The sequence below is a fragment of the Phycisphaerales bacterium genome, from assembly GCA_040217175.1.
Taxonomy (GTDB): domain Bacteria; phylum Planctomycetota; class Phycisphaerae; order Phycisphaerales; family UBA1924; genus JAHCJI01.
On the sequence record JAVJNT010000001.1, the window covers coordinates 467,852 to 489,663 of the forward strand.

General features: G+C 70.4%; 17 protein-coding genes. 12 read left to right on the plus strand and 5 right to left on the minus strand.

The window, feature by feature from the left end; translation table 11 throughout:
• Positions 1-217: 217 nt before the first annotated feature.
• Both RIA68_02055 and RIA68_02060 read right to left on the minus strand, forming a co-directional pair.
• Positions 218-1,534, minus strand: coding sequence for a GC-type dockerin domain-anchored protein (locus RIA68_02055; GenBank protein MEQ8316215.1), 1,317 nt, complete (start codon positions 1,532-1,534; stop codon positions 218-220).
• A gap of 123 nt (positions 1,535-1,657) precedes the next feature.
• Positions 1,658-2,122, minus strand: a complete 465-nt coding sequence (locus RIA68_02060) for a peroxiredoxin (protein MEQ8316216.1) — start codon at positions 2,120-2,122, stop codon at positions 1,658-1,660.
• A gap of 30 nt (positions 2,123-2,152) precedes the next feature.
• Between RIA68_02060 and RIA68_02065 the strand changes: the two genes are divergently transcribed.
• Positions 2,153-3,346 carry an aminotransferase class I/II-fold pyridoxal phosphate-dependent enzyme gene (locus tag RIA68_02065; protein ID MEQ8316217.1) on the plus strand — a complete coding sequence of 398 codons (1,194 nt, stop codon included), beginning with the start codon at positions 2,153-2,155 and terminating at the stop codon, positions 3,344-3,346.
• Here RIA68_02065 and RIA68_02070 read toward each other — a convergent pair.
• Positions 3,336-4,829, minus strand: a complete 1,494-nt coding sequence (locus RIA68_02070; GenBank protein ID MEQ8316218.1) for a hypothetical protein — start codon at positions 4,827-4,829, stop codon at positions 3,336-3,338. The genes RIA68_02065 and RIA68_02070 overlap by 11 nt on opposite strands.
• A gap of 93 nt (positions 4,830-4,922) precedes the next feature.
• Here RIA68_02070 and RIA68_02075 point away from each other — a divergent pair, with 93 nt between their 5' ends.
• The 3 genes from RIA68_02075 to RIA68_02085 all read left to right on the plus strand — a co-directional run bounded on the left by RIA68_02075 (position 4,923) and on the right by RIA68_02085 (position 9,978).
• Positions 4,923-6,008, plus strand: coding sequence for a hypothetical protein (locus tag RIA68_02075; protein ID MEQ8316219.1), 1,086 nt, complete (start codon positions 4,923-4,925; stop codon positions 6,006-6,008).
• Positions 6,001-6,606: a sigma-70 family RNA polymerase sigma factor gene (locus RIA68_02080; GenBank protein MEQ8316220.1), complete on the plus strand. Its 606-nt coding sequence runs from the start codon at positions 6,001-6,003 to the stop codon at positions 6,604-6,606. Before RIA68_02075 ends, RIA68_02080 begins: the two co-directional genes overlap by 8 nt.
• Positions 6,607-7,008: 402 nt before the next feature.
• Positions 7,009-9,978: a hypothetical protein gene (locus RIA68_02085; GenBank protein ID MEQ8316221.1), complete on the plus strand. Its 2,970-nt coding sequence runs from the start codon at positions 7,009-7,011 to the stop codon at positions 9,976-9,978.
• 18 nt (positions 9,979-9,996) lie between these two features.
• Here the strand turns inward: RIA68_02085 and RIA68_02090 are convergent, their stop codons facing one another.
• Entirely contained in the window at positions 9,997-10,791 is a 795-nt protein-coding gene (locus RIA68_02090) for a class I SAM-dependent methyltransferase (GenBank protein ID MEQ8316222.1), read from the minus strand.
• 31 nt (positions 10,792-10,822) lie between these two features.
• Between RIA68_02090 and RIA68_02095 the strand changes: the two genes are divergently transcribed.
• The 7 genes from RIA68_02095 to RIA68_02125 all read left to right on the plus strand — a co-directional run bounded on the left by RIA68_02095 (position 10,823) and on the right by RIA68_02125 (position 19,269).
• A complete protein-coding gene (locus RIA68_02095) occupies positions 10,823-11,872 on the plus strand; it encodes a hypothetical protein (GenBank protein ID MEQ8316223.1) in 1,050 nt (349 codons plus the stop codon).
• Positions 11,873-11,915: 43 nt separating this feature from the next.
• Positions 11,916-12,047 carry a hypothetical protein gene (locus RIA68_02100; GenBank protein MEQ8316224.1) on the plus strand — a complete coding sequence of 44 codons (132 nt, stop codon included), beginning with the start codon at positions 11,916-11,918 and terminating at the stop codon, positions 12,045-12,047.
• A gap of 9 nt (positions 12,048-12,056) precedes the next feature.
• Complete coding sequence (locus tag RIA68_02105) at positions 12,057-12,254, plus strand: hypothetical protein (GenBank protein ID MEQ8316225.1); 198 nt, start codon at positions 12,057-12,059, stop codon at positions 12,252-12,254.
• A 370-nt stretch (positions 12,255-12,624) separates the two neighbouring features.
• On the plus strand, positions 12,625-12,963 hold the full coding sequence (locus RIA68_02110; GenBank protein MEQ8316226.1) for a DUF3467 domain-containing protein: 339 nt from the start codon (positions 12,625-12,627) through the stop codon (positions 12,961-12,963).
• Positions 12,964-13,033: 70 nt separating this feature from the next.
• Positions 13,034-15,013, plus strand: coding sequence for a GAF domain-containing protein (locus RIA68_02115; GenBank protein ID MEQ8316227.1), 1,980 nt, complete (start codon positions 13,034-13,036; stop codon positions 15,011-15,013).
• A 9-nt stretch (positions 15,014-15,022) separates the two neighbouring features.
• Entirely contained in the window at positions 15,023-17,230 is a 2,208-nt protein-coding gene (locus RIA68_02120; protein MEQ8316228.1) for a PqqD family peptide modification chaperone, read from the plus strand.
• Positions 17,224-19,269, plus strand: a complete 2,046-nt coding sequence (locus RIA68_02125) for a hypothetical protein (protein ID MEQ8316229.1) — start codon at positions 17,224-17,226, stop codon at positions 19,267-19,269. Before RIA68_02120 ends, RIA68_02125 begins: the two co-directional genes overlap by 7 nt.
• A gap of 24 nt (positions 19,270-19,293) precedes the next feature.
• On the opposite strand, the gene RIA68_02130 is transcribed toward RIA68_02125, so the two are convergent.
• Complete coding sequence (locus tag RIA68_02130; protein MEQ8316230.1) at positions 19,294-20,616, minus strand: FG-GAP-like repeat-containing protein; 1,323 nt, start codon at positions 20,614-20,616, stop codon at positions 19,294-19,296.
• Positions 20,617-21,096: 480 nt separating this feature from the next.
• Here RIA68_02130 and RIA68_02135 point away from each other — a divergent pair, with 480 nt between their 5' ends.
• Positions 21,097-21,807 (plus strand): hypothetical protein, encoded by a 711-nt coding sequence (locus RIA68_02135; GenBank protein MEQ8316231.1) that lies wholly within the window; start codon positions 21,097-21,099, stop codon positions 21,805-21,807.
• The last annotated feature ends 5 nt before the right edge of the window (positions 21,808-21,812 follow it).

The window sequence follows — 21,812 nt, forward strand, 5'->3', positions numbered from 1 at the left end:
GGCGCGTCCGGAACTCCTCCGGGCGCGTCAGGAACTCCTCCGGGTGCGTCCGGAATTCCTCCGGGTGCGTCCGGAACTCCTCCGGGCGCGGCAGGAACTCCTCCGGGTGGGTCCGGAACTCCTCCGGACGCGACGGGAACGCCTCCCGGCACGCTAGAACATCTTCCGGGCCCGCCGAGGATCGTCCATCCAGCGGTTCCCGGACGTTCCGTGGCCCCTAAGGGCAGCCGATATCGAACGCGTCGAAGTACCGCAGGAAGTCGAAGATCGTCAGCACGCCGTCGCCGTCGAAGTCGGCGCGCAGGTCGCCGTCCTGGAAGAGGTTGGTGAACGCCAGGAAGTCGAAGATCGTTACCTCGCCGTCGCCGTCGAAGTCGACCGCGCAGGGCGGGGCCGGGTCGAGCACGGCCAGGTAGGCCTCGGTGTCGCCATCGGGGTTCACGCCCGCGCCGACGACGACGACGCGGCCCGTGTCGGCGTGCACGCTGGCGTCGAGCGCGAGCGTGAGCGTCCAGCCGGTCAGGTCGAGGCCGAAGTCATCGACCAGGACGTCTTGCAGGGGGCGCATGCCGTCGGCCTCGGTCCAGATGAACGGGCGCAGGTCGGCGCCGTCCTGGGCCCAGCCGACGATGACGCCGCCGTCCTCGCTCACGCTGCGCGCGAAGATGCGGTCGCCCTCGAACTCGGTCGCGGTCGCGAGGATCTCCAGGCCGCCCTCGGTCCACCGGACCGCCGACTGCCCGTCGGCGGTGCGCACCCAGCCGACGATGATCGATCCATCCAGCGACATGCCCTGGGCCTCGCCCGTGACGAGCGACCCGGGCGGCACGGGGAGCTGCTGGAGGCCCTCGGCCTCGCTCCAGCGGAACGGCTGGCCCCGCTGGCCGTCCGGGCTGCCGTAGCCGGCGACGATCGTGGCGTCGCCGCTGATGGCGGTCGCGAGCGTGGAGGTACCCGGGCTCAGCCGCCCGAGCCCGGCCATGCCGCCCGAGGGCGTCCAGAGGAACGCCTCGTCGCCCAGCGGTCCGGAGATCGACCGGCTTGCGCCGACGACCGCGTCGCCGTCGGCCGACACGCCCCCCGCCTCGCTCTGGAACGGGCCGCCCGGCAGATCGCCCAGCGACTCCATGCCAGTCGCGGCGCGCCAGCGCATCGCCACGATGCCGCCGGGCGCCGACGCGCCACCGATGATGGTCGTGCCATCGGTGCTGATGCCCGCCGCGCTGCTGAAGAAAAAGCTCCCGCCGAGGTCGCCCAGGCCCTCGATGCCCCCGGCCTGCGTCCAGCGGAACGCTTCGGGACCGTTCGCGCCCTCGGCGTTGCCCGATACGACGAGGTTCGCGACGTCGCCGCCCGCCAGGTCGAACGAACTCACGCCGCTCGCCGACGACACGACCTGGCCCCCGGCCAGGTCGCCCAGCGGCACGAACGCGGACTGGCCGCTCGCTGCCTGCCACGTCGCCCCGGCGGCGATCGCTGCCGCGAGCGCGGAACGGTTGGATCCAGAAAAGACGCTGGCGCGCTTCATCGACATGGTCGCTCCCCCTCGATCGGCCGACGCTCCCGCGCCAGTCCTGAGCCAACGGTATCGTAACCGGGACGGCGGGATTCCGAGCATGAATGGGTATTCATGCCTCCCCCAACGGGGTCGCTCGCCTCAGGCCTTGGCGACCTCTTGGAGGAAGGCCCGGTGCTTGCCCAGCCGGAGATCGGCGACCATGGCCTTCGCGATCGTGCCGTCGGAGCCGAGCAGGTAGGTCACGCGCCGCGGCATGCCCAGCAGGCCGAGGGCGTCGATGGCCTTGAGGATCGTCTTGTCTTCGTCGGCGATGATGGGGAAGGGCAGCTCGTGCTTCTTCTTGAAGCGCTCGTGGCTCTCGCGGCCCTGCGGGCTGATGCCGACGACGCGCAGGCCCGAGCCCTCGAGCTCGGCGGCCAGCTCGCCCATCGTGTCGCGCATCGCGCAGGCCTGGCGGGTGCACATGGGCGTGTTGTCGGCCGGATAGGCGTAGAGCACGATCGGGCCCTCGGCCGCGAGGTCGGCGAGCTTCGTGGGCTCGTCGCAGAGCCCGGGCGTGGGGGGGATCGTGACGTCTGGGATCGAAGAGCCTTCGGCAAGCACGGGCGAGTTTAGGTCGATATCCTGCGGGCGATGATCGCCTCCAACGCCGTTGCAGACCGGTTGAGCGACTTCGGCTCGACCATCTTCGCCGAGATGACCGCCCTCGCGGTGCGTCATAAGGCCGTAAACCTGTCCCAGGGCTTCCCCGATTTCGAGGGCCCCGCCGCGATGCTCGAAGCGCTGGGCGAGGCCGCGGGCTCGGGCTTCAACCAGTACGCCCCGCTGGCCGGCGTGCCCGAGCTGCGCCGCGGCGTGGCCAAGTGGTTCAACGAGTTCGGCGGGTTCGAAGTCGACCCCGATACCTGGGTTACCGCAACCTGCGGCTGCACTGAGGCCATCGCCGCGAGCATGCTGGGGCTCATCAATCCGCGTGACGGCGTGGTCGTCTTCCAGCCCTGCTACGACAGCTACCAGGCGACGGCGTCGATGGCCGGCGCCACGCTCCTGCCGGTGACGCTCGAGCCCGACGCCGACGGGCGATTTGCCTTCGATGTAGACGGCTTGCGGGAAGCCTTCGAGCAAAAGCCCAAGGCCGTGCTGCTCAACACGCCGCATAATCCGACGGGCACGGTCTTCGACGAGGACCAGCTTGCGCTCATCGCCGAGCTGTGCGTGCGGCACGACGCCATCGCGATCAGCGACGAGGTCTACGACCACTTGGTGTACGAGGGCCGACACCACCGGCTCGCGGGCTTCGAGGGCATGGCCGAGCGCACGATCACGCTGGGCAGCATCGGCAAGCTGTTCAGCGCGACGGGCTGGAAGGTCGGCTGGGCGGTTGCGCCGCCGCGCTTGGGCCAGGCCGTGCGCAGCGCCCACCAGTTCCTGACGTTCTGCGCCAACGCGCCGGCCCAGGCCGCCTCGGCGAAGGCGTTGCTCGAGCACCTCGACAGCACGATCGAGCTGCGCGACAACATGGAGGCCAACCGCGACCTGCTGTGCGACGCGCTCGAGCGCGTCGGATTCAGGGTCTTCCGGCCGGCGTCGGGCTACTTCGTGATGTGCGACCACACGCCGGTGTCCAAGCGGCTGGGCATCGAGGGGCCCGATGCGGACGTTGCGTTCTGCAAGCACCTGGTCGAGCAGGTCGGCGTCGCGGCCATCCCCCCGGGCTCGTTCTACGTCGATCGGTCGATGGGCGCCAAGTACGTCCGATTCGCGTTCTGCAAGAAGCGTGCGACGATCAAGCGGGCCATCGAGCGGCTCGAGGCGCTCAGCGAATAAGGGCCTGGGCCTCGTCCAAGAGCGCGTTGGCCCGTGCTTCGTCGGGCGCCTCGGCGATCAGCCGCACGATGGGCTCGGTGTTGCTCGCGCGCACGCTGAGCCACGCCTTCTCGTCGTCCAGGTCGATCCGCACGCCGTCCTGCAGGTCGACCCGGCCGCGACCCTCGAAGGCCTTTCGAACCGCGTCGATGGCGGGCGTGGCGGCACCCTTGCTGGCGATGTCCTGCTTGCGCTTGACGATGGCGTAGCTCGGCAGCCCGTCCACGATCTGGCTCAGCGGCTTCTCGTGACGGGCCATGAGTATGAGCGTGAGACCCATCGCGACGACCGAGTCTCGCACGAACGAGACCGAGGGCCAAATGACCCCGCCGTTGCCCTCGCCGCCGAGCACGACGTTCTTGCCGTCGGCCAGCAGCTCGAGCACCCGGCCGACGACGTGGGCCTCGCCCACCGGCGTGCGCTCGACCCGCGCCCCGAACCGCTCGGCCACGTCGTCGATCATGCGGCTGGTCGAGAGGTTCGTGACGATAATCGCCTCGTCGCCTTCGTCTTCTTCGAGCTCGAGCAACGCGAGCGCCGAGAGCACGAGCGTGTACTCCTCGCCGACGTAGCGGCCGGTTTCGTCGACGATTGCGAGCCGGTCGGCGTCGGGATCCTGCGCGAAGCCGACGTCGGCGCCCACGCCCGGCACCACGCCGCACAGCCCGCCGTCCCCCGACAGGTTCTCCCTCGTCGGCTCGGGCGTGTGCGGAAACACGCCGCTGGGCGAGCAGTTGATCGGCACGATGTCGGCCAAATAGTCAAGGAACGGCACGCCGACGAGCGCCCCAGAACTGTTGACCGCGTCGAGCACGCACCGAAGCCCGATCGAGCCCGAATCGTCCCACCGCTCGAGCGCCCCGTCGGGCAGCATCGAGATCACGCGACCGGCCACGCCGGTCCAGTGGTGCTGCGAGGCCTTGCCCTCGTCGGCCAGGGGCTCGAAGGCGGTAGGCTCGGCCCACTCCGGGCCACGCTCGTACTGCTCGATGATCTCACGCGCGAGCTCGGCGGGCGGGGCGCACGCGAAGTCGAACTCGTGCTCGCCGCCGCCGGCGATGCCCGCGATGAGCAGCTTCAGCCCGTTCCACTGCTGGGGGTTGTGGCTCGCTGTCACGATGACCGCGCCGTCCACCTCGTCGAGCGCCGCCATGCCGATGGTGGGGGTGCTCGCAACGCCCAGCCGCGTGACCGAGCAGCCCGAGCCGAGCAGGCCCGCGACGGCCGCTTCGTAGATCGCCTCGCCGCCCCGCCGGCCGTCGCGGCCGATGATGACGTGCGGCGAGGGGCCCTGGGCGCCCAGGAACGTACCGAACGCCGCGGCGTATCGGAGGGCGACCTCGGGCGTGAGGCTCTGGCCCGTGATGCCTCGCATGCCGCTGACGCCGAGCATGAGGGGGGCGGAGGCTGAGTTCTCGGTCGAGCTTGTGGTGTTCTGGGCCATGGAGGCGAGGCTAGGCCCCGGACGGTGCGGCCTTCGGCGGTGTCTACTGGTATGAACCACCCGAGCAGGTCCGTGCAGACCGAGGAGACCTCCATGCGACACCGAGCGATCGCCGTCCTGGCCCTGAGCGGCTTGGCCCTTGCCTCCCACGCCACCGCGGCCGCCGCGCCGTCACCATGGTTCCTGTCACAGGCGGCCGGCCTGCAGCAGACCGCCGACCGCAACGCCGCCCTGGATTACTGGCGGCTCGTGAACACGACGTCGTACGCCGACGACCTGCCCGCGCGAGCCGGCGAGGCGTTCAAGCTCCTGCACCCGGATCCCGAGGGCGAGGACCAGGCGATCGAAGCGCCCGCCACGCTCCTGCCGGGCGGCGAACTCGCCGCGGAGCTCGCCGAGATCGCCGACTTCATGGACGACCTCGAGCGTGCCAGCCGAGAGACGCACTGCGACTTCCAGGTCCGCTACGAAGACGGCTACGCGGCCTTGTTGCCCCACCTGGGCCACATGCGCAACTTTGCCCGCCTGCTCGTCACCGATGCTCGGAGACTCGCGCTCGCTGGAGATACCACGGGCGCAGCCGATCGCCTGGCGACGTCGCTGCGCATGGCCCGTCACATCACCGGCGATCGAATCCTGATCAGCTCGCTGGTCTCGGCTGCCATCACCGACATGACGATCAAGGAAGCCTACTGGCTGTTCCAGCGCACGCAGGACGCACCCGAGATCAGGCAGATCCTGGGCAAGGCCGCCGATCGCTTCCCCGCCGATGATCCCCACAAGGTGGAGCTCGCCCTGCGAACCGAGCGCGACCTGGTAGCGTCGCTGGCACGGCAGTTCCGAGGGCCGACAGCCGGTCGTGAGTTTGCGAGCTTGTTTCTCCCGATGACCGGAGACAGCGAAGAACAGTCGGTCGAGTCCGAGCTCCAACGCCTGGACGGCGGGCAGTTCAAGTCCGAGGTCGAGAAGGCCGTCGACGCGTTCGATCTGGTGTTCGAGGCCTGGAACGCCGCCGACCCGCCGGCCGAGCTGCGGATGCTCGGCGAGCACTTCGCGAGCGGCGACTTCGGACCGGTAGCCGTCGTCGTGGTTCCTGCCTTCGGTCGTGCCTACAAGTCGGATGCGAGGGCGAGAGAGACACTCGAAGCGTTTCGAGCCCGTGTCAATGACGATGGCTGAGCACGCATCACACCAGAGCGACGAGCGCGACCGGATCGCGGAAGATCGGTCGCTCTTGCTTGCGTTCCACGCCGGCAGCGAGCCGGCGGCGCGAGAGCTCTGGGATCGATACGGGGGGCGGCTGCGGACGTACGCCCGAACATTGACAGACGACGGGTTCGCGGAGGACGTTGTCCAGGGCGTCTTCCTCGGCGTGCTGCGGCTCCGCCGCGGGAAGGTTCGATCCGTGCGTGATCCCGCGGCGTGGCTCTGCACGCTCACTCGACACGCCGCTCTCAACGCCAGGCGCGGCGAAGCGCGGCGTGAGAATCGCGAAAGGGCGGCGATCCGCGATCGTTCGGAAACTGCCACGGATTCGTCGCAGAGCCGGGATAGAGCCGAAGTCCTGCTCGAGCGGCTGCCGCAGCCGTGGCGCGAGGCCATCGTGCTGCGTCACGCGTACGGATTCACGCTCGAGCGTCTGGCCGATGCGCTCGGCGTCTCGCGCTCGACTGCCGCCGATCGCTATAGCCGCGGCCTCTCCATGGCGCGTGCATTGGCCGAACCGAGGTCAGCCCCGGTCCACGTTCATGAGGAGCAGGCAAGCCATGCTCGGTGATCACCAGTTCGATTTCTCTGCCGGACCATTGCCCGAGTCGATCACGCGTGCGGTTGCCCGGCGTCGCGTTGCCGTCCGCCTGCGCCGGGCGGGTGCCGTGGGCGCCGTGTTGATGGTCGCAGGCGTGGGAGCGTGGTTTGCTCGGCCAGGCCAAGCACCCTCGGCAGGCCGTTCCATGGCCCAGCATGACCTACTCACCGACGAACCCGTTGCGACGCGACTCGACTCGGCCTCGGTTCTCGCCCTCAGGCTGGCTGGCCCCGAGCACGCGACGGCGACGCCGGTTGCCAACCACCCGCGCGCCAACGAGACCGTCTTCGGTCTCCGGCAGAGGGAATTCGAGCGACTGCCGTCCCCGGCCTCATGAAGAACCCCCCCGCACCGGGCCGATAAGGCCTGGAGATGACCCCTCGGCCCATCCAACTCGCGATCATGGGCTTCGTGAGCCTCGTCGCGGCGTCGTTCGGTCAGATCCCCGAGGATGTCGCTGGCGAGTCCGTGGAAGCGGACAACTCGCCCTCGATCGGTCGCATCGTCCGCCACTTCGACTTCGAGGAGCGCGGCTTCAACGCTCTGGACATCCCGCTGTATTGGATCCGGGCCCAGCACGACCCGGAGGTCCGGGACCGGCCGGGCTTCCCCATTACGAACCTCGGTCGCCTCGATTACAAGGCGCCCACCACGAGCGGGTTCGGTGTGGTGCGGCTCGACACGACCGGAGGCAGCACCAGCCTCCGGCTCGAACCCGGCGTGGCCACGACCTTTCCGTCGGTGAAGTACGCCGTCGGTGCAATGGTCCGGGTCGAAGGGCTCACGCATGCCCGCCCCCGGCTCGCGGCTCGGCTGCTTGACGAGGAAGGCCGGCCGATCGACGGCACGTCAGCGCAAGCGGTGGTCCATCCCGATGTCAACGGGTGGTCCGACGGGTTCGTGCCCGTGCTCATCAAGCTTCCCTCGGCCCCCGCGCAGGCCGTTTCGCTGCAGATCGACCTCGAGCTCGTCCAGCCGCAGGAGTTCGCCCGTCAAGGCGAGCGGGCGTATGAGCTTTGGAGTGAGGACTACGCCGGCACGGTGTGGTTCGACGACGTCGTCATCGTGCAATTGCCGACCGCTTCGCTCGCGACGACGCGGCAGAGCAACACCTTCGTTGCCGATGAATCGCCCGAGCTGCTCGTCGCGGTGCGCGATCTGTCCGGTGACCCGATCGACCTCGAGCTTCGCGTACGCGACATCGACGGCGTCGTGGTTGCCGAGCGGAGCGACCAGTTCGGAGCAGGTGCGCGGGAGATCCGCTGGCGCCCCGATCTCGAGCGCCTGGGCTGGTACGAAGCCGAGTTGCTGTTGCGCGTTGGGTCGATCCCGATGCTCCGCCTCCGGGAACGATTCGTCTGGTTGCCCGGCGTCTCGGGCGCCCACCTCGCGCTACCGGTATCCGACGGGATCGCTCCAGATCGTGTCGCGCTGAGTGCGCTGAGCGATCGACGAAGGCTGGCCATGGTGGTCCCGCCCCACGACGACGAGCCGCTTACGAGTGCCGCGCGCGAGGCATTCGAGCGCAGCGGCTCGCGGACGCTGCTGGTCACGGTGCCGGTTTCGGGCTCTGGGGGGCCCGAGACCCAAGGGTGGAGCGAGCTTGCTCGAACCTTCACATCGCTCCGGTCTCGGCTTGGTGCGCAGAGCACGGTCGTCCTCGATGTAGCGGCCCACGAGGACGACGAGGCAGTTGGTCGGTCGAGCAGGGGTGACCTCGCCCTGGCCGCGTTCGACGACGGTGCACTCTGGGACGACGTGCTCGTCCCGCTGATCGATCGCCTCGCCGAGGGCGTTACCCGCTGGCACGTCGGTCCGATTGGCAGCGATGCGCTGGCGGCGACGCCATCGAGCGCGAACACGCTCAAGCGGATCGGCGAGCGATTGCATCGACTGGCGCCCGATCCCATGATGGGGGCCCCCTGGTGGGGCGAGTTCGACCCGGCAGCCGCGATGCTTCCCGATGGCCGATCGCAACGTCGTTCAGGGGGCACGATCGAGTGGTCACTGACCGTGCGCGCTCCGCAGGAAGCCAGCGGCGACTGGATCGAAGAAGCCACCGGAAAGATCGCAGCGTTGCTGGCATCGGGCTCAGCCAGCGAGGGCGTCCTCGTGCTCGAGCCTCTGGACGAATCGCTCTTTGGGCGTCACGCTGCCGTCGCGCGACTGGCAGAGCAGATGCTGGCGTTCTGGAGTGCGCTGCCGCAGCCCGAGTTTCCGCCGCTCGGAGCGACGCCGGCGTCGGAGTTACGGCTGGCGCTCACAGATGGCTTCCGGTGGAAGGCAGAGAACGAGCACGAGGATCCGGCGGGAACCGGCGAGCACTACCACCCGATCGAGGCGAGCGCGCAGCTTGCCGCGTGGCGAGCCATCGGCGACCGACTCGTCGGCCGGCGACGTGTGCATCGATTCGAAACTGCAGACGGCGTCGAAGCAAGCGTTTATCACGCCGTCGTGCCAAGGACAGCGGGCAGCGGCGGGCTCCTCGTACTCCACCCGCCCTCGACGCAAGGGCATGACGGCCACACGCCCTCGGTCTTCGAGTTCTACTTAGGTGAAGAGCCCGTCCGCGTGTTCGATGTATTCGGCAACGAACACGTCGTCGAGGCGATCGAAGCGCACGACGCCGCATCCGACGTCCCTCGGCTCGTCCACCGCATCGAACTCGGCGACTGGCCCGTGTTCGTCGAGGGCGTCGACGTGGACCTGCTCCTGTTCATCGCTTCCCTTCGACTCGAGCCTGGTCGCCTGCCCGCCATCGACACCGAGCACCAGGCCGCGCTGGTCATGCGAAATCCGTGGCCGGGCGTGACGAGCGTCCGCGTGCGAGTCGTTTCCCCCGGCGGCTTCGGTGGCCAGCCCGTTACGCAGCGATCGTGGGAGATCTCGCCGCGGCTGACGGAACTGCTGCTCGAGGGCGGCGTCGAGCGGCGCACTCCGATCAACATCCGGTTCCGTCGGAGCGAGCCCGCCGGTCGCAAGAACCTGGGTCTTGAGCTCGACATCCGAGGCGAGCAGGCGGCCCGCCGGGTCCGAGTCGACGTGCCCTTCGAGATCGGCCTCGAGTACCTGAGCGTGGTCGCTTCGGCAAGGCGGACGCCCGAAGGCCTGCTGGTGCAGGCCGAGGTCCGCAACCTGGGCGATCGGCCCATTACGCTCGAGGTCACCGCCATCGCCCAGGGCGCCCGACGCGAGCGGGCCATCATCGCGCGGCTGCCCGCGGGCGCGACGGCTCGGCGCGACATCCTGATTCGGGCCGCGAATGGCGTCGATCGGGTCCTGCTCGCGGTCGAAGATACCGACGTCGGCGGCCGGCTGAACTACGAGGTCGAGGTACCCTGATCGACTTGGGTCGCTGGATCAGGCCCGTCGGAGTAGCCAGATCGCGTACCCCGGTGCACCCTCCGCCAGTGGCTCCATCGACTCGCCCGTTTCGTCGGCGCAGCCAATGAGCTCGAAGCCAGATCGCGAGACGAGCGTGTCCCACTGCGTTCGGTCGTAGCTACGCAAGCCATAGCCGCTGGGGATCACCTGCGTGCCGCTTGGACGGGTGACCTCGAGCACGTTGTGCACGAGTTCGAAGCGGTCTCGTCCGCCGCGCGGAGGTGTGTACTGCACCACCTGCTTCACGCGGAGCGTGCCCCGTGCTCCTTCCCACACGTCCTCGCTTGGCTGCTCGACCCCGTAGACGCTCATGCTCAGGCCGACCGCGTAGACGCCACCAGGCCGCAGTGCCGCCCGTACACGCTCCAGGTGGGCGAGCATGGCCGCGTCGCTTTGGAGATGCCGGATCGAGTTGATCGGATTGAAGGCCAGCTCGAAGCGCCAGTCGGGCGCGAGCGTCTTGGCGTCGAAGCTCTCCATCGCTCCGACGCCGACGCGCCAGAGCGCCGAGTCGAAGCGCTCCAGCCCCTGGCGAGCATATTCAACCATCGCCTCGCTCTGGTCGAAGCCCGCGATGCGCACCCCGCGCGCCGCCGCGACGCGGAGGTACCGCCCGCTGCCACTCGCAGGCTCGAGCCACGGGCCGGTCGGGTCCAGCTCCAAGCGGTCACCGAGGCGTTGCAGCCCGGTCACCTCGGCGGCAGTGCCGGCGCCGTGCAGCACGTCGTAGAGCACCGGCTCGTCGTAGAATCCCCGCGCGACGTTCGCCATCGAGCCAGACTAGCACCACGGAGGAACTCGAATGATCGCACGCGTCTGGGGATTGCTTGCCGGGAGCCTGTTCTTGTTGCTCAGCGCCACGACCCTCGGGCAGGAGTCGACCGAGCCCGTGCACCTGTTCGACGCGTTCGGGGCCGAGGTCCTGATCGACGCCTCGGGCGAGGTGTTTTTCGAGGGGCAGCGTCTCGCGGTCGAAGGCCAGCCCGTTCGGCGGGCGGTGGGTGCGGTTGAACTCGGCGGGCATCTGCTGGTTGCCATCCGCGACGGCGCGATCCTCGTGTTCGAGCCCTCGGGTACGGACGATCTGCCACGGCTGGTTCAAGTGCTCGACGGGCTCGGCCGCGAGCTGCGGGCCATCGAGGTCGACGGGCGACTCGGTCGCGCGATCCTGCTCGCCGCGGGCACGACCGAACTCTTCGGCGTACACGTCCACGACGAAGAGGTCTGGCGTGAGGACGATCCGACGCGCCGCGCCTTCGTCGACCACGCGCGATTCCTCGAGGTGCTCCGCGACGATGAGGGAGGCGAGACCTCGGCGGCGGATGCACGCACGTTTGCCATCGGCCCGCGGTCGATCCTGCTGGCTACGGACCGTGGCCTGCTTGAGCTCCTGCACCTCAACCGCAGCTACGCCGTCCTCGCTCGCGCATCGCTGCCTGAGGGCGTTGCACGCATCGAGTCCCTCGCATTCGCACCCGATGCCGGCAACCAAGACAGCGTTGATCCGCGCAACGCGACGGGCCGTTGGCTCTTGGCAGGCTTGAGCAGCGAGGCCGAGTGCGTGCTCAAGTGGGCCGAGCACCCCGCCGGCCCGTGGCAAGATCTCGGCGTGGCAACGCTTGATGCCGCGCTCGCGGGTGAAAGCGAGCCCATTGCGTGGTTGCCCGGTGGATTCACGGTGGCGGAAGGAGTCGCGACGCTCTGCATCAGGGGCGAACGCGGCGCTGCCGTGAGCTGGGATGCTGGGGCGACCTCTCTCAACGACAAGGCGCTGACCATCCGCTGGCTTGATGACAAGGATGCAGATGATTCCAAGGCCGACAAGGCGGAAGCCGTCGATGCCAGCCGATAGCGACCGGCTGATCGAAGACGACATGATTTGAGCCGGACCCACGATGACCCGCAAGGGAAACAATCCGAAAGACAAGACCGGGTGCGCCGGCTGCGTCTCGTCGATCTTGCTGGCCACGTTCGCCATCGGCGTGGGGACGGTGATCGTGTTCTTGATCTCGGTGGTCGTGTTCTAGGGTGACGCTATGGGACGGATTCCGATCAAGGGCTGGCTGCTGCTCATGCTTGGGGCATCAAGGGCGCCGCTGTCTGCCGAAGAGGCACGTGCCATGCGGAAGTCCAAGACCCCCACAGATGCCGTCGAGAAGAAGACCGTGGTCGTGCCGCCGCCGCGACCAAAAGAGGGCGACGTGACTGGTCCCTCCGAGCAAGACGCCCGGTAGCCGCGAGGACGGTTGGTCCGGCGATCAGATTGTCGGCATGCCCCCGAAACCCCGGCCCGCTCCCGAACGTACCGAAGGGAAGCCGGGCCGGCCGGAGCCTCCAGCAACTGGGGGCCAATGACCCCACCGGGCCCAAACACTGCCACGCCGGAGCATGACAATCCGGGTCGGCACCAATAGACTTGAGGCCCAGCGGGGACCGGGCGTCCGGACCCCCATGCGGCTTGCCATGCCGGCAGGCCGCCCGACAGAACCCGATTCTTGATCTCCGGCCGTACGTCGGCCGGCAAGGCGACTCCGTCCGGAGCGCGACGAGAGAGCCCTTTCGACCAACCAGTCCGAACCAGTTACAGAGAAGGAACCCACTTCCATGGCCGAGAACCCCCAGCAGCAGCAGGTCCAGCTCCGCATCGACGAGAGCAAGATGCAGACCACCTATGCCAACACGATCCGCAGCAGCACGACCAACGACGAGGTCGTGCTCGACTTCGGCATGAACCTGCCCATGCAGGGCAATGACGGCAAGCCCGTGCTCAACTTCAGCGTCGGCAGCCGCATCGTGACCAACTGGGCCGGCGCCAAGCGCCTGGCGATCTCGATGGGCCAGATGGTCCGCCAGTACGAGGAGCGAAATGGCGAGATCCAGATCAACCGCGGCCAGCCCCAGCCCGGCGCCGAGGGCGGCGATGGCCCGCGCCTGAGCGAGTAACCCAGCCGGGGCGCACGCCGCGCCCCGCACGGAGGGCACGAGCCCTCCTCCCCGGAGGCCCGGCGACCGCATGAGCGCCTCGACGTCCGCATCATCCAACCCGTCGCTTCCCGGCAGGTCCTCGCCCGGTGGTTCACCCGCCGAGCGGGTCGCGGCTCCGGGTGCGCCCAGTGCGCACGAAGCCCTGAGCGACTACCTCGATCGGCTGCTCGGACAGCTCTGCGCGCTCTCGCGCGCCCAGGCGGGGTTGGCGTTCATCAAGCCTGGGCAGCAGCGGGCCGGCGGGCTCGCAGCGATGCACGTGCCGGGCGGCGAGCGATTGGCCGAGCAACTCAAGAATGATGCGCAGCTCCTCGCGCGGCTCTCGAAGCTCGCCGATCGAGCGGCCGAACTCGCACAGTCGCAAGCCCGTTCGCAGGTGCAGCCTGAAGCGTTGGCCGAGAGCGTGACCGTCGGCGGTGGAGCGCTCTACCACGCCCAGGCTACGCACCGAGCGACCGCCGTGCCGCTCGTGGCACTTGGCCACGCCGAGGGCGCGTGCGTCGTGCTCACTCCGATGGGCGAGCAGAGCAATGGTCTCGCCGATGGCGCATTGGTCGCGGCCGCGGGCGGATTCGAGGGGTTCCTCTGGAGCCAGCGCGCGATGGCCGAGGCCGAACGCACGGCCCGCCTGCGCGAGACGCTTGAGATGCTGGACGCCGCCCAGCGCGGTGCCTCGGCCAGGAGCATGGCGAGCCTCTTCTGCGACGAGCTCCGCCGGCGGTTCGGCTGCTCGCGCGTCTCGGTCGGGTTGGTGCAGGGCCACGACATCAAGGCCGTCGCCATCAGCGGAGCCGACACCATCGACCGGCGCAATCCGGCGGTCGAGGCGCTCGAGGCCGCGATGGACGAGTGCGCTGATCAGGACATCGAGGTGATGTTCCCTCAGAGCGACGAGCTGGCCCCCGCCGAGCGCCGCGTCGTACGCGCTCATGGCGAGCTCTCTCGGAGCTTCGGCCCTTCGAGCGTCGTAAGCCTGCCGCTGCGCGTGGATGGCGACCTAGTCGGCGTCGCCGTGCTGGAGCGCGACGCCGACGACCCGTTCCCGCCCGGCTCGCTCGGCTTGCTCCGCCTCGTCGCCGAATTTATCGGGCCCGCGGTGTGGACGAGGCGCCTGGCCGACCGAGGCATCCTGGCGGTCTCGCGAGATCGCGTGCGCGACCTGGGCTCGGCGATCGTCGGCCCGCGGCACACGCTGCTGAAGCTGGTCGGCGTGCTGGCGATCCTCGTCTTCGTCGTACTCGCGGCGCTTCCGATCCCCGACGTCGTGGGCGCTGAAGCCGAGACCAAGGCTTCCGTGCAACGGGCCCTGACGCCGCCGTACCAGGGCTTCCTCGCCTGGGTGGGCGTGAAGCCGGGCGACGAGGTCGTCGCCGGCCAGCTCTTGGCGCGAATGGACACGACCGAGCGCGAGGCGCAGCTCACCCAGCTCGACGCCCAGTATGCGGCGCTCCGCACGAACCGCGAGAACGAGCTCTCTCGCGGCCGCATGGAGGAAGCCCAGGTCTTGACCGAGCGGCTGCGCGAGATCGACGCCCAACTGGGCCTGCTCCGCCACCAGATCGACAAGGCACGGATCGTCGCCCCCATCGACGGCCGCGTCGCCGGCTCGGACCTCGAACCCTGGCTCGACGCCCCGATCGCTCCCGATACGCCTCTGCTGCGGATCGTGGGCGACCAGAACGTCGTCGTGCTCCGCGTGCCCGAGCGCGACATCGCCGCGGCGCAGCGCCGGCTCGGCGACGACGCCGAGCTGCTCGACGGGACGTTCGCGGCCCGCGCCCGCCCGGAGCAGCGCCTGCCGATGCGGCTGGTCCGCGTCAATCCGCAGGCCGAGCCGGTCAGCGGCGGCAACGTCTACCTGGTCGAGGCCGAGATCGACGGCCAGGCGCCGGCGTGGCTCAAGCCGGGCATGACTGGCCGCGCCCGCATCCGCGACGGCTGGACCACGCCGCTGGCGCGCCTCGTGCGGCCGCTGGTCGACCGGGCCCAGATGGCCTGGTGGTGGTAGGAGCGCAGCATGGCGGGCCAGCGCGGGCGTGACATCGCCTCGACATTCAGCGACCTGTGGTATCGCATCGGCCCGACCACGCCGCGGCTGAGCGCCCACGCCCGCGTCGTGCGCCAGCACTATGGCCCGACCATCGCCTACATCGTTGAGGACCCAGCCAGCGGCCAGTTCTACCGCATGAGCGAGAGCGCCCACTTCTTCCTGGGCATGCTCGACGGCAAGACGACCGTCGACCAGGCGTGGGAGGCGTGCAACGACCAGCTCGGCGACGCCGCGCCCACGCAGCGCGAGGTGCTCGATCTGCTGAGCCGGCTGCAGCTCTTCGGACTTGTGCTGGGCGAGAGCGCCCTCGACGCGGAGATGCTCGAGCAGCGGCTGGCCAAGGCAAGCCGCCAGCGCACGCAGAAGCGCACCGGCCGCTGGATGTTCCCGCACGTACCCATCGTCAATCCCGAGCCCTGGCTGCGCCGGCACGAGAAGATCTGCCGGGCCCTGTTCAGCCCGGTGGCCGGCGTGAGTTGGGCCATCCTCGTCTCGGTCGCGCTCGTGCTCGTGTTTGCCAATGCCGACCGCTTCGGTGATGCGCTCAACTCCGTTGCGCAGCTCGCGCCCTCCACGCTGATCACCATCGGTCTGATCTTCCTCGGTCTGCGCATCGTCCACGAGCTGGGCCACGCGATGGCATGCAAGGCCTTCGGCGGGCGGAGCACCGAGATCGGCGTCATCCTGATCGCCTACGTGCTGCCATTGCCCTACTGCGAAGCCAGCAGCGCCTGGCGGTTCGCACGGGTCTGGCCCCGGGTCTGCGTGTCGCTGGCCGGCGTGCTGGCCGAGACGGTGATCGCCGCCGTCTGCGCCATCTACTGGGCCATCGGCAGCGACGCGGTGCTGCAGAGCGTCGCGTACCAGGTCATGCTCGTGTCGGGTGTCAGCACGTTCGTCTTCAATCTCAACCCGCTGCTTCGCTACGACGGCTACTACATCCTCAGCGACCTGACTGGCACGCCCAACCTCGCGCAGCGTTCCCGCGAGATGCTGAAGTATCTCATCCAGCGATACCCCTTCGGCCTGAAGGGCGCCCGCGGCCCGGCCATCCGTTCGCTGGGCGAGGGCTGGCTGCTGGCGATCTATGGGCTCTTGGCAACGCCCTACCGCATCTTCGTTGCCGTCGCGATCCTTTTGGTCATCGCCAGCAAGTACCTGACCTTCGGCGTCGCGCTCGCGGTGGCGATGGGGGCGATCTGGCTGGTGTACCCCGTGCTCAAGTCCGCTGGCTTCGTGCTCAGCGACCCGAAGCTCGAGGGTCACCGAGGGCGGGCCATCGCGGTCTCGCTCGCGGCCCTCGCGCTCGTATTCGGACCGATCCTTCTTATCCCGCTCCCGACGCCGACCTATGCGGTCGCGACCGTCGAGCCCGCACGCCTGGACGGCCTCCGGACCCTGGAAGAGGGCACGCTCGCCGAGCTGCTCGTCGAGCCCGGCGATCGCGTCGAAGAAGGCCAGCTCGTCGCGCGGCTCGAGAACGTTGCCCTGAAGAGCGAGCTCGAGGCGGCGCTGGCACGGCAGGAGCAGGCGCGCACGCAGTATCGCGCCTCGCTGCAACGACCGCCCGCCGAGCAGGAGGAGTACCGCCAGGCCATCCGCGTGGTCGATGCCCAGGTGGCTCGGTTGCAGCGGCGGATCGAGCACCTGGACGTCCGTGCACCGGTCGCGGGCGTCGTCTCGCCGATCAGCGGGCAGACGTCGGCGGACCTGCGCTCGGTGATCGGCAGCTTCGTACCCCGCGGGACCGCCCTGGGCATGGTCGTCAGCGAGGACGACCTGCTGGTCCGCGCGATGGTGCCCGACCGCGACCATGCCTTCGTCTTCCGGGGTCAGAGCCAGGAAGACGTGCAAGCCGCCGTCCGCCTTGAGAGCGCGCCGGGGAGAGTGATCCAGGCCGACGTCCGCCGCGTCGCGGCCCTGGGCTCGAAGGAACTCACCAGCGCCTCGCTCGCGGCCGAGGCGGGCGGCGGCGTCACGACCGACCCGCGTGAGAGCGAGCGTTCCATCGCGTTGACGCCCAGCTTCGTCGTCGACCTGACCATGCAGCAGGCAACGCCCGCGGCCGCCCCGGGCGTGCGCGCATCCGTGCGGCTGGAGGGCCCGAGCAGGCCGCTGGGGGCGCGCTGGTGGCGGCGGGCCACGCAGTTCTTCGAAGGACGCTCGTGGTGGTAGGCCAGGCCGCCAGCGGCTCGGGCGCCGACCGACTGTGGCCCGCGCTCGTGCGCGGCGAGCGGCGTGAAGAACCCCTCGAGGGCCTCGACCGCATCGCCGCCAGCATGCAGGGCCGCGTGATCCGTCGGCGCATCTCGGCACAGGAGCGCACGCTCGCCGATGCGATCCTCGAGTCGGCCGCCGCCCTGTCCGACCTGACCGAAGCGGCCCTCGACGAGCGCGTCGTCGCCATCCGCGAGCACGCCCACCGCGTCGCTCGCCAGAACACCGACCTCAGGAGCGACGCGCTCCGCGAGGCCTACGCCGTGGGCGTCGAGGCCGTCCGGCGAACCACCGGGCTGACGCTCTACCCCGAGCAGGTCATGGGGGCGCTCGTGCTGCGGGGCGGGGCCGTCGCCGAGATGGCCACCGGCGAGGGCAAGACGCTCACGGCCATCCTGCCCGCCGCGCTCGCGGGGTGGACGGGCCGGGGCGTGCACGTGGCGACCGTGAACGACTACCTCGCACGGCGAGACGCCGACCTCTGCCGCCGCGCCTATGCCAGGCTGGGCCTGCGCGTGGGCGTGCTGCAAGACGGCATGAAGAAGGCCGATCGCCGTGCGCAGTACGACCTGGACATCACCTACGGCGCCGACAAGCAGTTCATCTTCGACTTCCTCCGCGACCGGTTGGTCCAGCCGCTGGCCCCCAGCGTGACCTCGAGCGTGCTCGACGTGGTCACCAAGGGCGAGCAGGACGACGCGTGGACGGGCGAGGTGGTGCAGCGCGGCCTGCACGCGGCGATCGTCGACGAGGCCGACAGCGTGCTCATCGACGAGGCCGCCACGCCCGCCATCATCGCCCTGCCCGCCGGCGAGGGCGTGGGCGTCGACGCGGCCGAGCGCTACGCCGCGGGCATCGAGCTCGCCCGCGCCCTCGAGCCGGGCCAGCACTACGCCGCCGACGTGCGCACGCACCGCGTGAACCTGACCCGGGCCGGCCGCGAGCGGCTGGCCGAGCTCGTGCAGGACCCCGCCCGCGAGCTGCCGCCCTTCTGGGCCGGTCCGCGCCGGCGCGAGGAGCTCGTCGTCCAGGCGCTCAGCGCCATCGTGCTGCACCGTCGCGACGACGACTACATCGTCCGCACCAACGACAAGGGCCAGCGCGAGGTCGTCATCGTCGACCGCTCGACCGGCCGCGTGCTCGAGGGCCGTCAGTGGCAGCTCGGCCTGCACCAGGCCGTCGAGGTCAAGGAAGGCCTCCAGCCCAGCGAGCGCCGCCACACCGCCGCCCGCGTCAGCTACCAGCGGTACTTCGCACGCTACAAGAGCCTCTCGGGCATGACCGGCACCGGCTGGGAGGTCGCGCCCGAGCTCTGGCGGACGTACGGCCTGCGCGTCGTCCGCGTGCCCACGCACCGGCCGATCGCCCGCGTTCAGGAGCGCGACCGCACGTTCACGACCGAGCAGGCCAAGTTCGACGCCGTCGCCGAGCGCACGCGCGAAGCGCACGACGCGGGCCAGCCCGTGCTCGTGGGCACGCGCTCGGTCCACGACTCCGAACGCGTCGCGCAGCTCCTGGCCGACCGCGGCCTGGCGTGCAAGGTGCTCAACGCCCGCCACGAGGCCGAGGAGGCGGCGATCATCGAAGACGCCGGCAAGGCCGGGGCCATCACCGTGGCGACGAGCATGGCCGGCCGCGGCACCGACATCAAGATCGACGACGACGCCCGCGAGGCCGGCGGCCTACTCGTGCTGGCGGTCGAGCGCCACCACGAGCGCCGCATCGACCGCCAGCTCTTCGGCCGCAGCGGCCGGCAGGGCGACGTCGGCCGGGCCGTTGCGTTCGTCAGCCTCGGGGACGAGATGGTCGTGCGCTACGGCCTCGGCCCGCTGCGCTGGCTCGCGCGCGTCGGCCCCGGGCCGCTCGGACGCACGCTCACACGCCTGCTCGTCCGCCAGGCCCAGGCCGCCGCCACGCGCCGCTGGATGCTGATCCGCGAGGAGGCCGGCCGGATCGACGCGTGGATCGACCTGGCCTTCCACCAGCAGAGCCGCTAGACGACCGGCGCGATGCTCGCGGGCCTACGGGCAGCCCGCGTCGAAGGCGTCCTGGAACGCGAGGAAGTCGAAGAGGGTCAGCGCGCCGTCGCCGTCGAAGTCGGCGATGGGGTCGCCGGCGTCGAAGGCGTCCTGGAACGCCAGGAAGTCGAAGATGGTCAGCGCGCCGTCGGCGTCCAGGTCGGCCGGGCACGCGCACCGGTTGAGCAGCACGCCGAAGGTGCCGCTGCGGAAGATGGTCACGGCCAGGTCGGGGTCGCCGTCGCCGTCCAGATCACCGACCGCGGCGGACCCGGTCCAGCCGCCCGCGTCGTAGGCCATGCTGCGATCGAAGACGCCGCCGCCATCGTTCAGCAGCGCGGTGACGCCCTGCCCGAGGCTCAGGTCGCTGTTCGTCACGAGCAGGTCGTGGTCGCCGTCGCGGTCCAGGTCGGCGATCGCCACGGACCGCGACTCCATGCCCGGGCCGTACGAGACGGCGGGCGCGAACGTGCCGTCGCCGTTGTTGAGCAGCACCATGGTGCCGTCCCTGGAGGTCGTGGCCACGGCCAGGTCGGCGTCGCCATCGTCATCGAGGTCGCCCATCGCCAGGCCGAAGGGCTCGTGGCCCGCAAAGTAGTTCACCGGGGACGCGAGGGTGCCGTCCCCCCGGTTCAGCAGCACGCTCACGCTGTCGAAGAGGCGGGTCCGGTTGGCAACCGCCACGTCGGCGTCGCCGTCGCCATCCAGGTCGCCGATGCAAACCGATATGGGGCCCTGTTCCACGGTGGAGCGCACCTCGGGCGCGAAGGTGGCGTCGCCGTTGTTCATCAGGATGCTGATGTCGTCCCTGCGCGCATTCGTCACGACCAGGTCGCCGTCGCCATCGCCGTCCAGGTCGCCGATCGCGACGGAAGAGGCCCATTCGCCGGCGTCGTAGAGCACGGCGTCCGCGAAGGCGCCGTCGCCCTCGTTGCGCAGCACGGCCACGGCGTCGAGTCCCTGGTCGGCGACGGCCAGGTCGTTGTCGCCGTCGCCGTCGAGATCACCGATCGCCACGGACCGGGGCAGCCACTGCGGGCCGTAGCGTGCCTCGGTCGCGAAGCCGCCCCGGCCGTCGTTGAGCCGCACGCGCACGTCCGGTCCGAAGAAGTCGGACACGACCAGGTCGGCGAGGCCGTCGCCGTCCAGGTCGCCCATCGCCACGAAGATGGGGTCGTCCCCCGCGGCGTACGTGGCCGGGGGCGCGAAGAGCTGCGCGGGGTCGCAGCCCTGGGCGAGCGCGGGCGCGGCGAGCCCGCCGGCCAGCGTGAGGCCGCAGCCGGCCGCCACCGCGGCGGCCCTCGCGTGAACATCATCGAGACGCATGGTGAGGTCCTCCCCTAGAACGGCGTTCCGCGGCGCGCCCGATGGGCACGCGTCCGGCGTTGGTACCCAGCCCGCCCCGGCGGGTTGCACGCCCGGCCCGGCCGCGCCCTAGTGGCGTCCGGCCGCGTCCCCGGGTCCTGCGAGCGTGTCCCTTGGCTCTCCGGCCGTCTCCCCGGGCCGTCCGAGCGTCTCCCCGGGCTCTTCGAGCGTGTCCCCGGGCCCTCCGAGAGCCCGCCCGGAGGGCCCGGGCGCGTCCCCGGGTCTTCCGGGCACGCTCGTTTTCCGGGCCGAGGCCCGCCCACGGGCCGCCAGAGCGGTTTCCCGGGGGCCGGGAACGTCGGCGGGGCCGGTGATCGAGTGGAGTCGCCCCGCGATCGTGCCGACGTTGGGGGTGCGACCCCGGCCGGCCGATCCGGCGGGGCGCGCCGCCGGCGCGTGGGCGCCTGTTGAAACTCCGAGCACGGCGAGGCAGCCCCGATCATGGCCAAGAAGCGAGCAACCGTTCCCAGCGGCGACCGGGCCTCGGTCGCCTTCACCCAGGCGCGTGCCCAGCGGTGGCGCGACCACGCCGCGCTGCTGGGCATCGGCGATGCCGCGGCCGACGCGATGGTCGCCGCGAGCGACGAGGCCGCGGCCGCCCTCAAGGCCCGCGCCGCCGCCGTGCGCGCGGCCGAGGCGGCGACGGTTGCCTGGCACGCCGCGGCGGCCAGGAACCGGGCGCTGGCCCAGGAGCTCGTCCGCACGATCCGCTACGCCGCCATCGGCGGCGAGGACCCCGCCGCCGTCTACGCCGCGGCGATGATCGACCCGCCCAGCGACCGGCGCGAGCTGCCCGAGCCCGCAGTCCCCGAGAAACTCGATATAACATTAGATTCGCAGGGCCGGGCGGTCCTGCGCTTCGACGGCTGCCGCCACGGCGGGACGGTGTGGCGCATCGAGCGACGCACCACCGGCGTGGACGGGACGCAGGGCCCGTGGTCGCTCGCCGGCGTCGTGCTCGCCCGCACCTTCGTCGATGGGGCGACGCCCTCGGGCGTGTCGTCGGTTGCCTACCGCGTGCGGGCCGAGCGGCACAGCGGGGTGAGCGCGTACTCGTCGCCCGCCACGCTGCCGATGGGCGTGCGGCCGGTGCAGGAGGGCGCCGCCGGCGCGATCGCGCCGGCGGGGAAGTTCAGGAAGCACGCGGGATAGCGCGA

What these genes read in the sequence shown, in the direction of transcription:
- RIA68_02055 (MEQ8316215.1), bottom strand. Translation starts at nt 1,534, where the DNA reads ATGTCGATGAAGCGCGCCAGCGTCTTTTCTGGATCCAACCGTTCCGCG.
- RIA68_02065 (MEQ8316217.1), top strand. Translation starts at nt 2,153, where the DNA reads ATGATCGCCTCCAACGCCGTTGCAGACCGGTTGAGCGACTTCGGCTCG.
- RIA68_02135 (MEQ8316231.1), top strand. Translation starts at nt 21,097, where the DNA reads ATGGCCAAGAAGCGAGCAACCGTTCCCAGCGGCGACCGGGCCTCGGTC.
- RIA68_02090 (MEQ8316222.1), bottom strand. Translation starts at nt 10,791, where the DNA reads ATGGCGAACGTCGCGCGGGGATTCTACGACGAGCCGGTGCTCTACGAC.
- RIA68_02075 (MEQ8316219.1), top strand. Translation starts at nt 4,923, where the DNA reads ATGCGACACCGAGCGATCGCCGTCCTGGCCCTGAGCGGCTTGGCCCTT.
- RIA68_02080 (MEQ8316220.1), top strand. Translation starts at nt 6,001, where the DNA reads ATGGCTGAGCACGCATCACACCAGAGCGACGAGCGCGACCGGATCGCG.
- RIA68_02120 (MEQ8316228.1), top strand. Translation starts at nt 15,023, where the DNA reads ATGGCGGGCCAGCGCGGGCGTGACATCGCCTCGACATTCAGCGACCTG.
- RIA68_02115 (MEQ8316227.1), top strand. Translation starts at nt 13,034, where the DNA reads ATGAGCGCCTCGACGTCCGCATCATCCAACCCGTCGCTTCCCGGCAGG.
- RIA68_02095 (MEQ8316223.1), top strand. Translation starts at nt 10,823, where the DNA reads ATGATCGCACGCGTCTGGGGATTGCTTGCCGGGAGCCTGTTCTTGTTG.
- RIA68_02070 (MEQ8316218.1), bottom strand. Translation starts at nt 4,829, where the DNA reads ATGGCCCAGAACACCACAAGCTCGACCGAGAACTCAGCCTCCGCCCCC.
- RIA68_02100 (MEQ8316224.1), top strand. Translation starts at nt 11,916, where the DNA reads ATGACCCGCAAGGGAAACAATCCGAAAGACAAGACCGGGTGCGCCGGC.
- RIA68_02110 (MEQ8316226.1), top strand. Translation starts at nt 12,625, where the DNA reads ATGGCCGAGAACCCCCAGCAGCAGCAGGTCCAGCTCCGCATCGACGAG.
- RIA68_02105 (MEQ8316225.1), top strand. Translation starts at nt 12,057, where the DNA reads ATGGGACGGATTCCGATCAAGGGCTGGCTGCTGCTCATGCTTGGGGCA.
- RIA68_02085 (MEQ8316221.1), top strand. Translation starts at nt 7,009, where the DNA reads ATGACCCCTCGGCCCATCCAACTCGCGATCATGGGCTTCGTGAGCCTC.
- RIA68_02130 (MEQ8316230.1), bottom strand. Translation starts at nt 20,616, where the DNA reads ATGCGTCTCGATGATGTTCACGCGAGGGCCGCCGCGGTGGCGGCCGGC.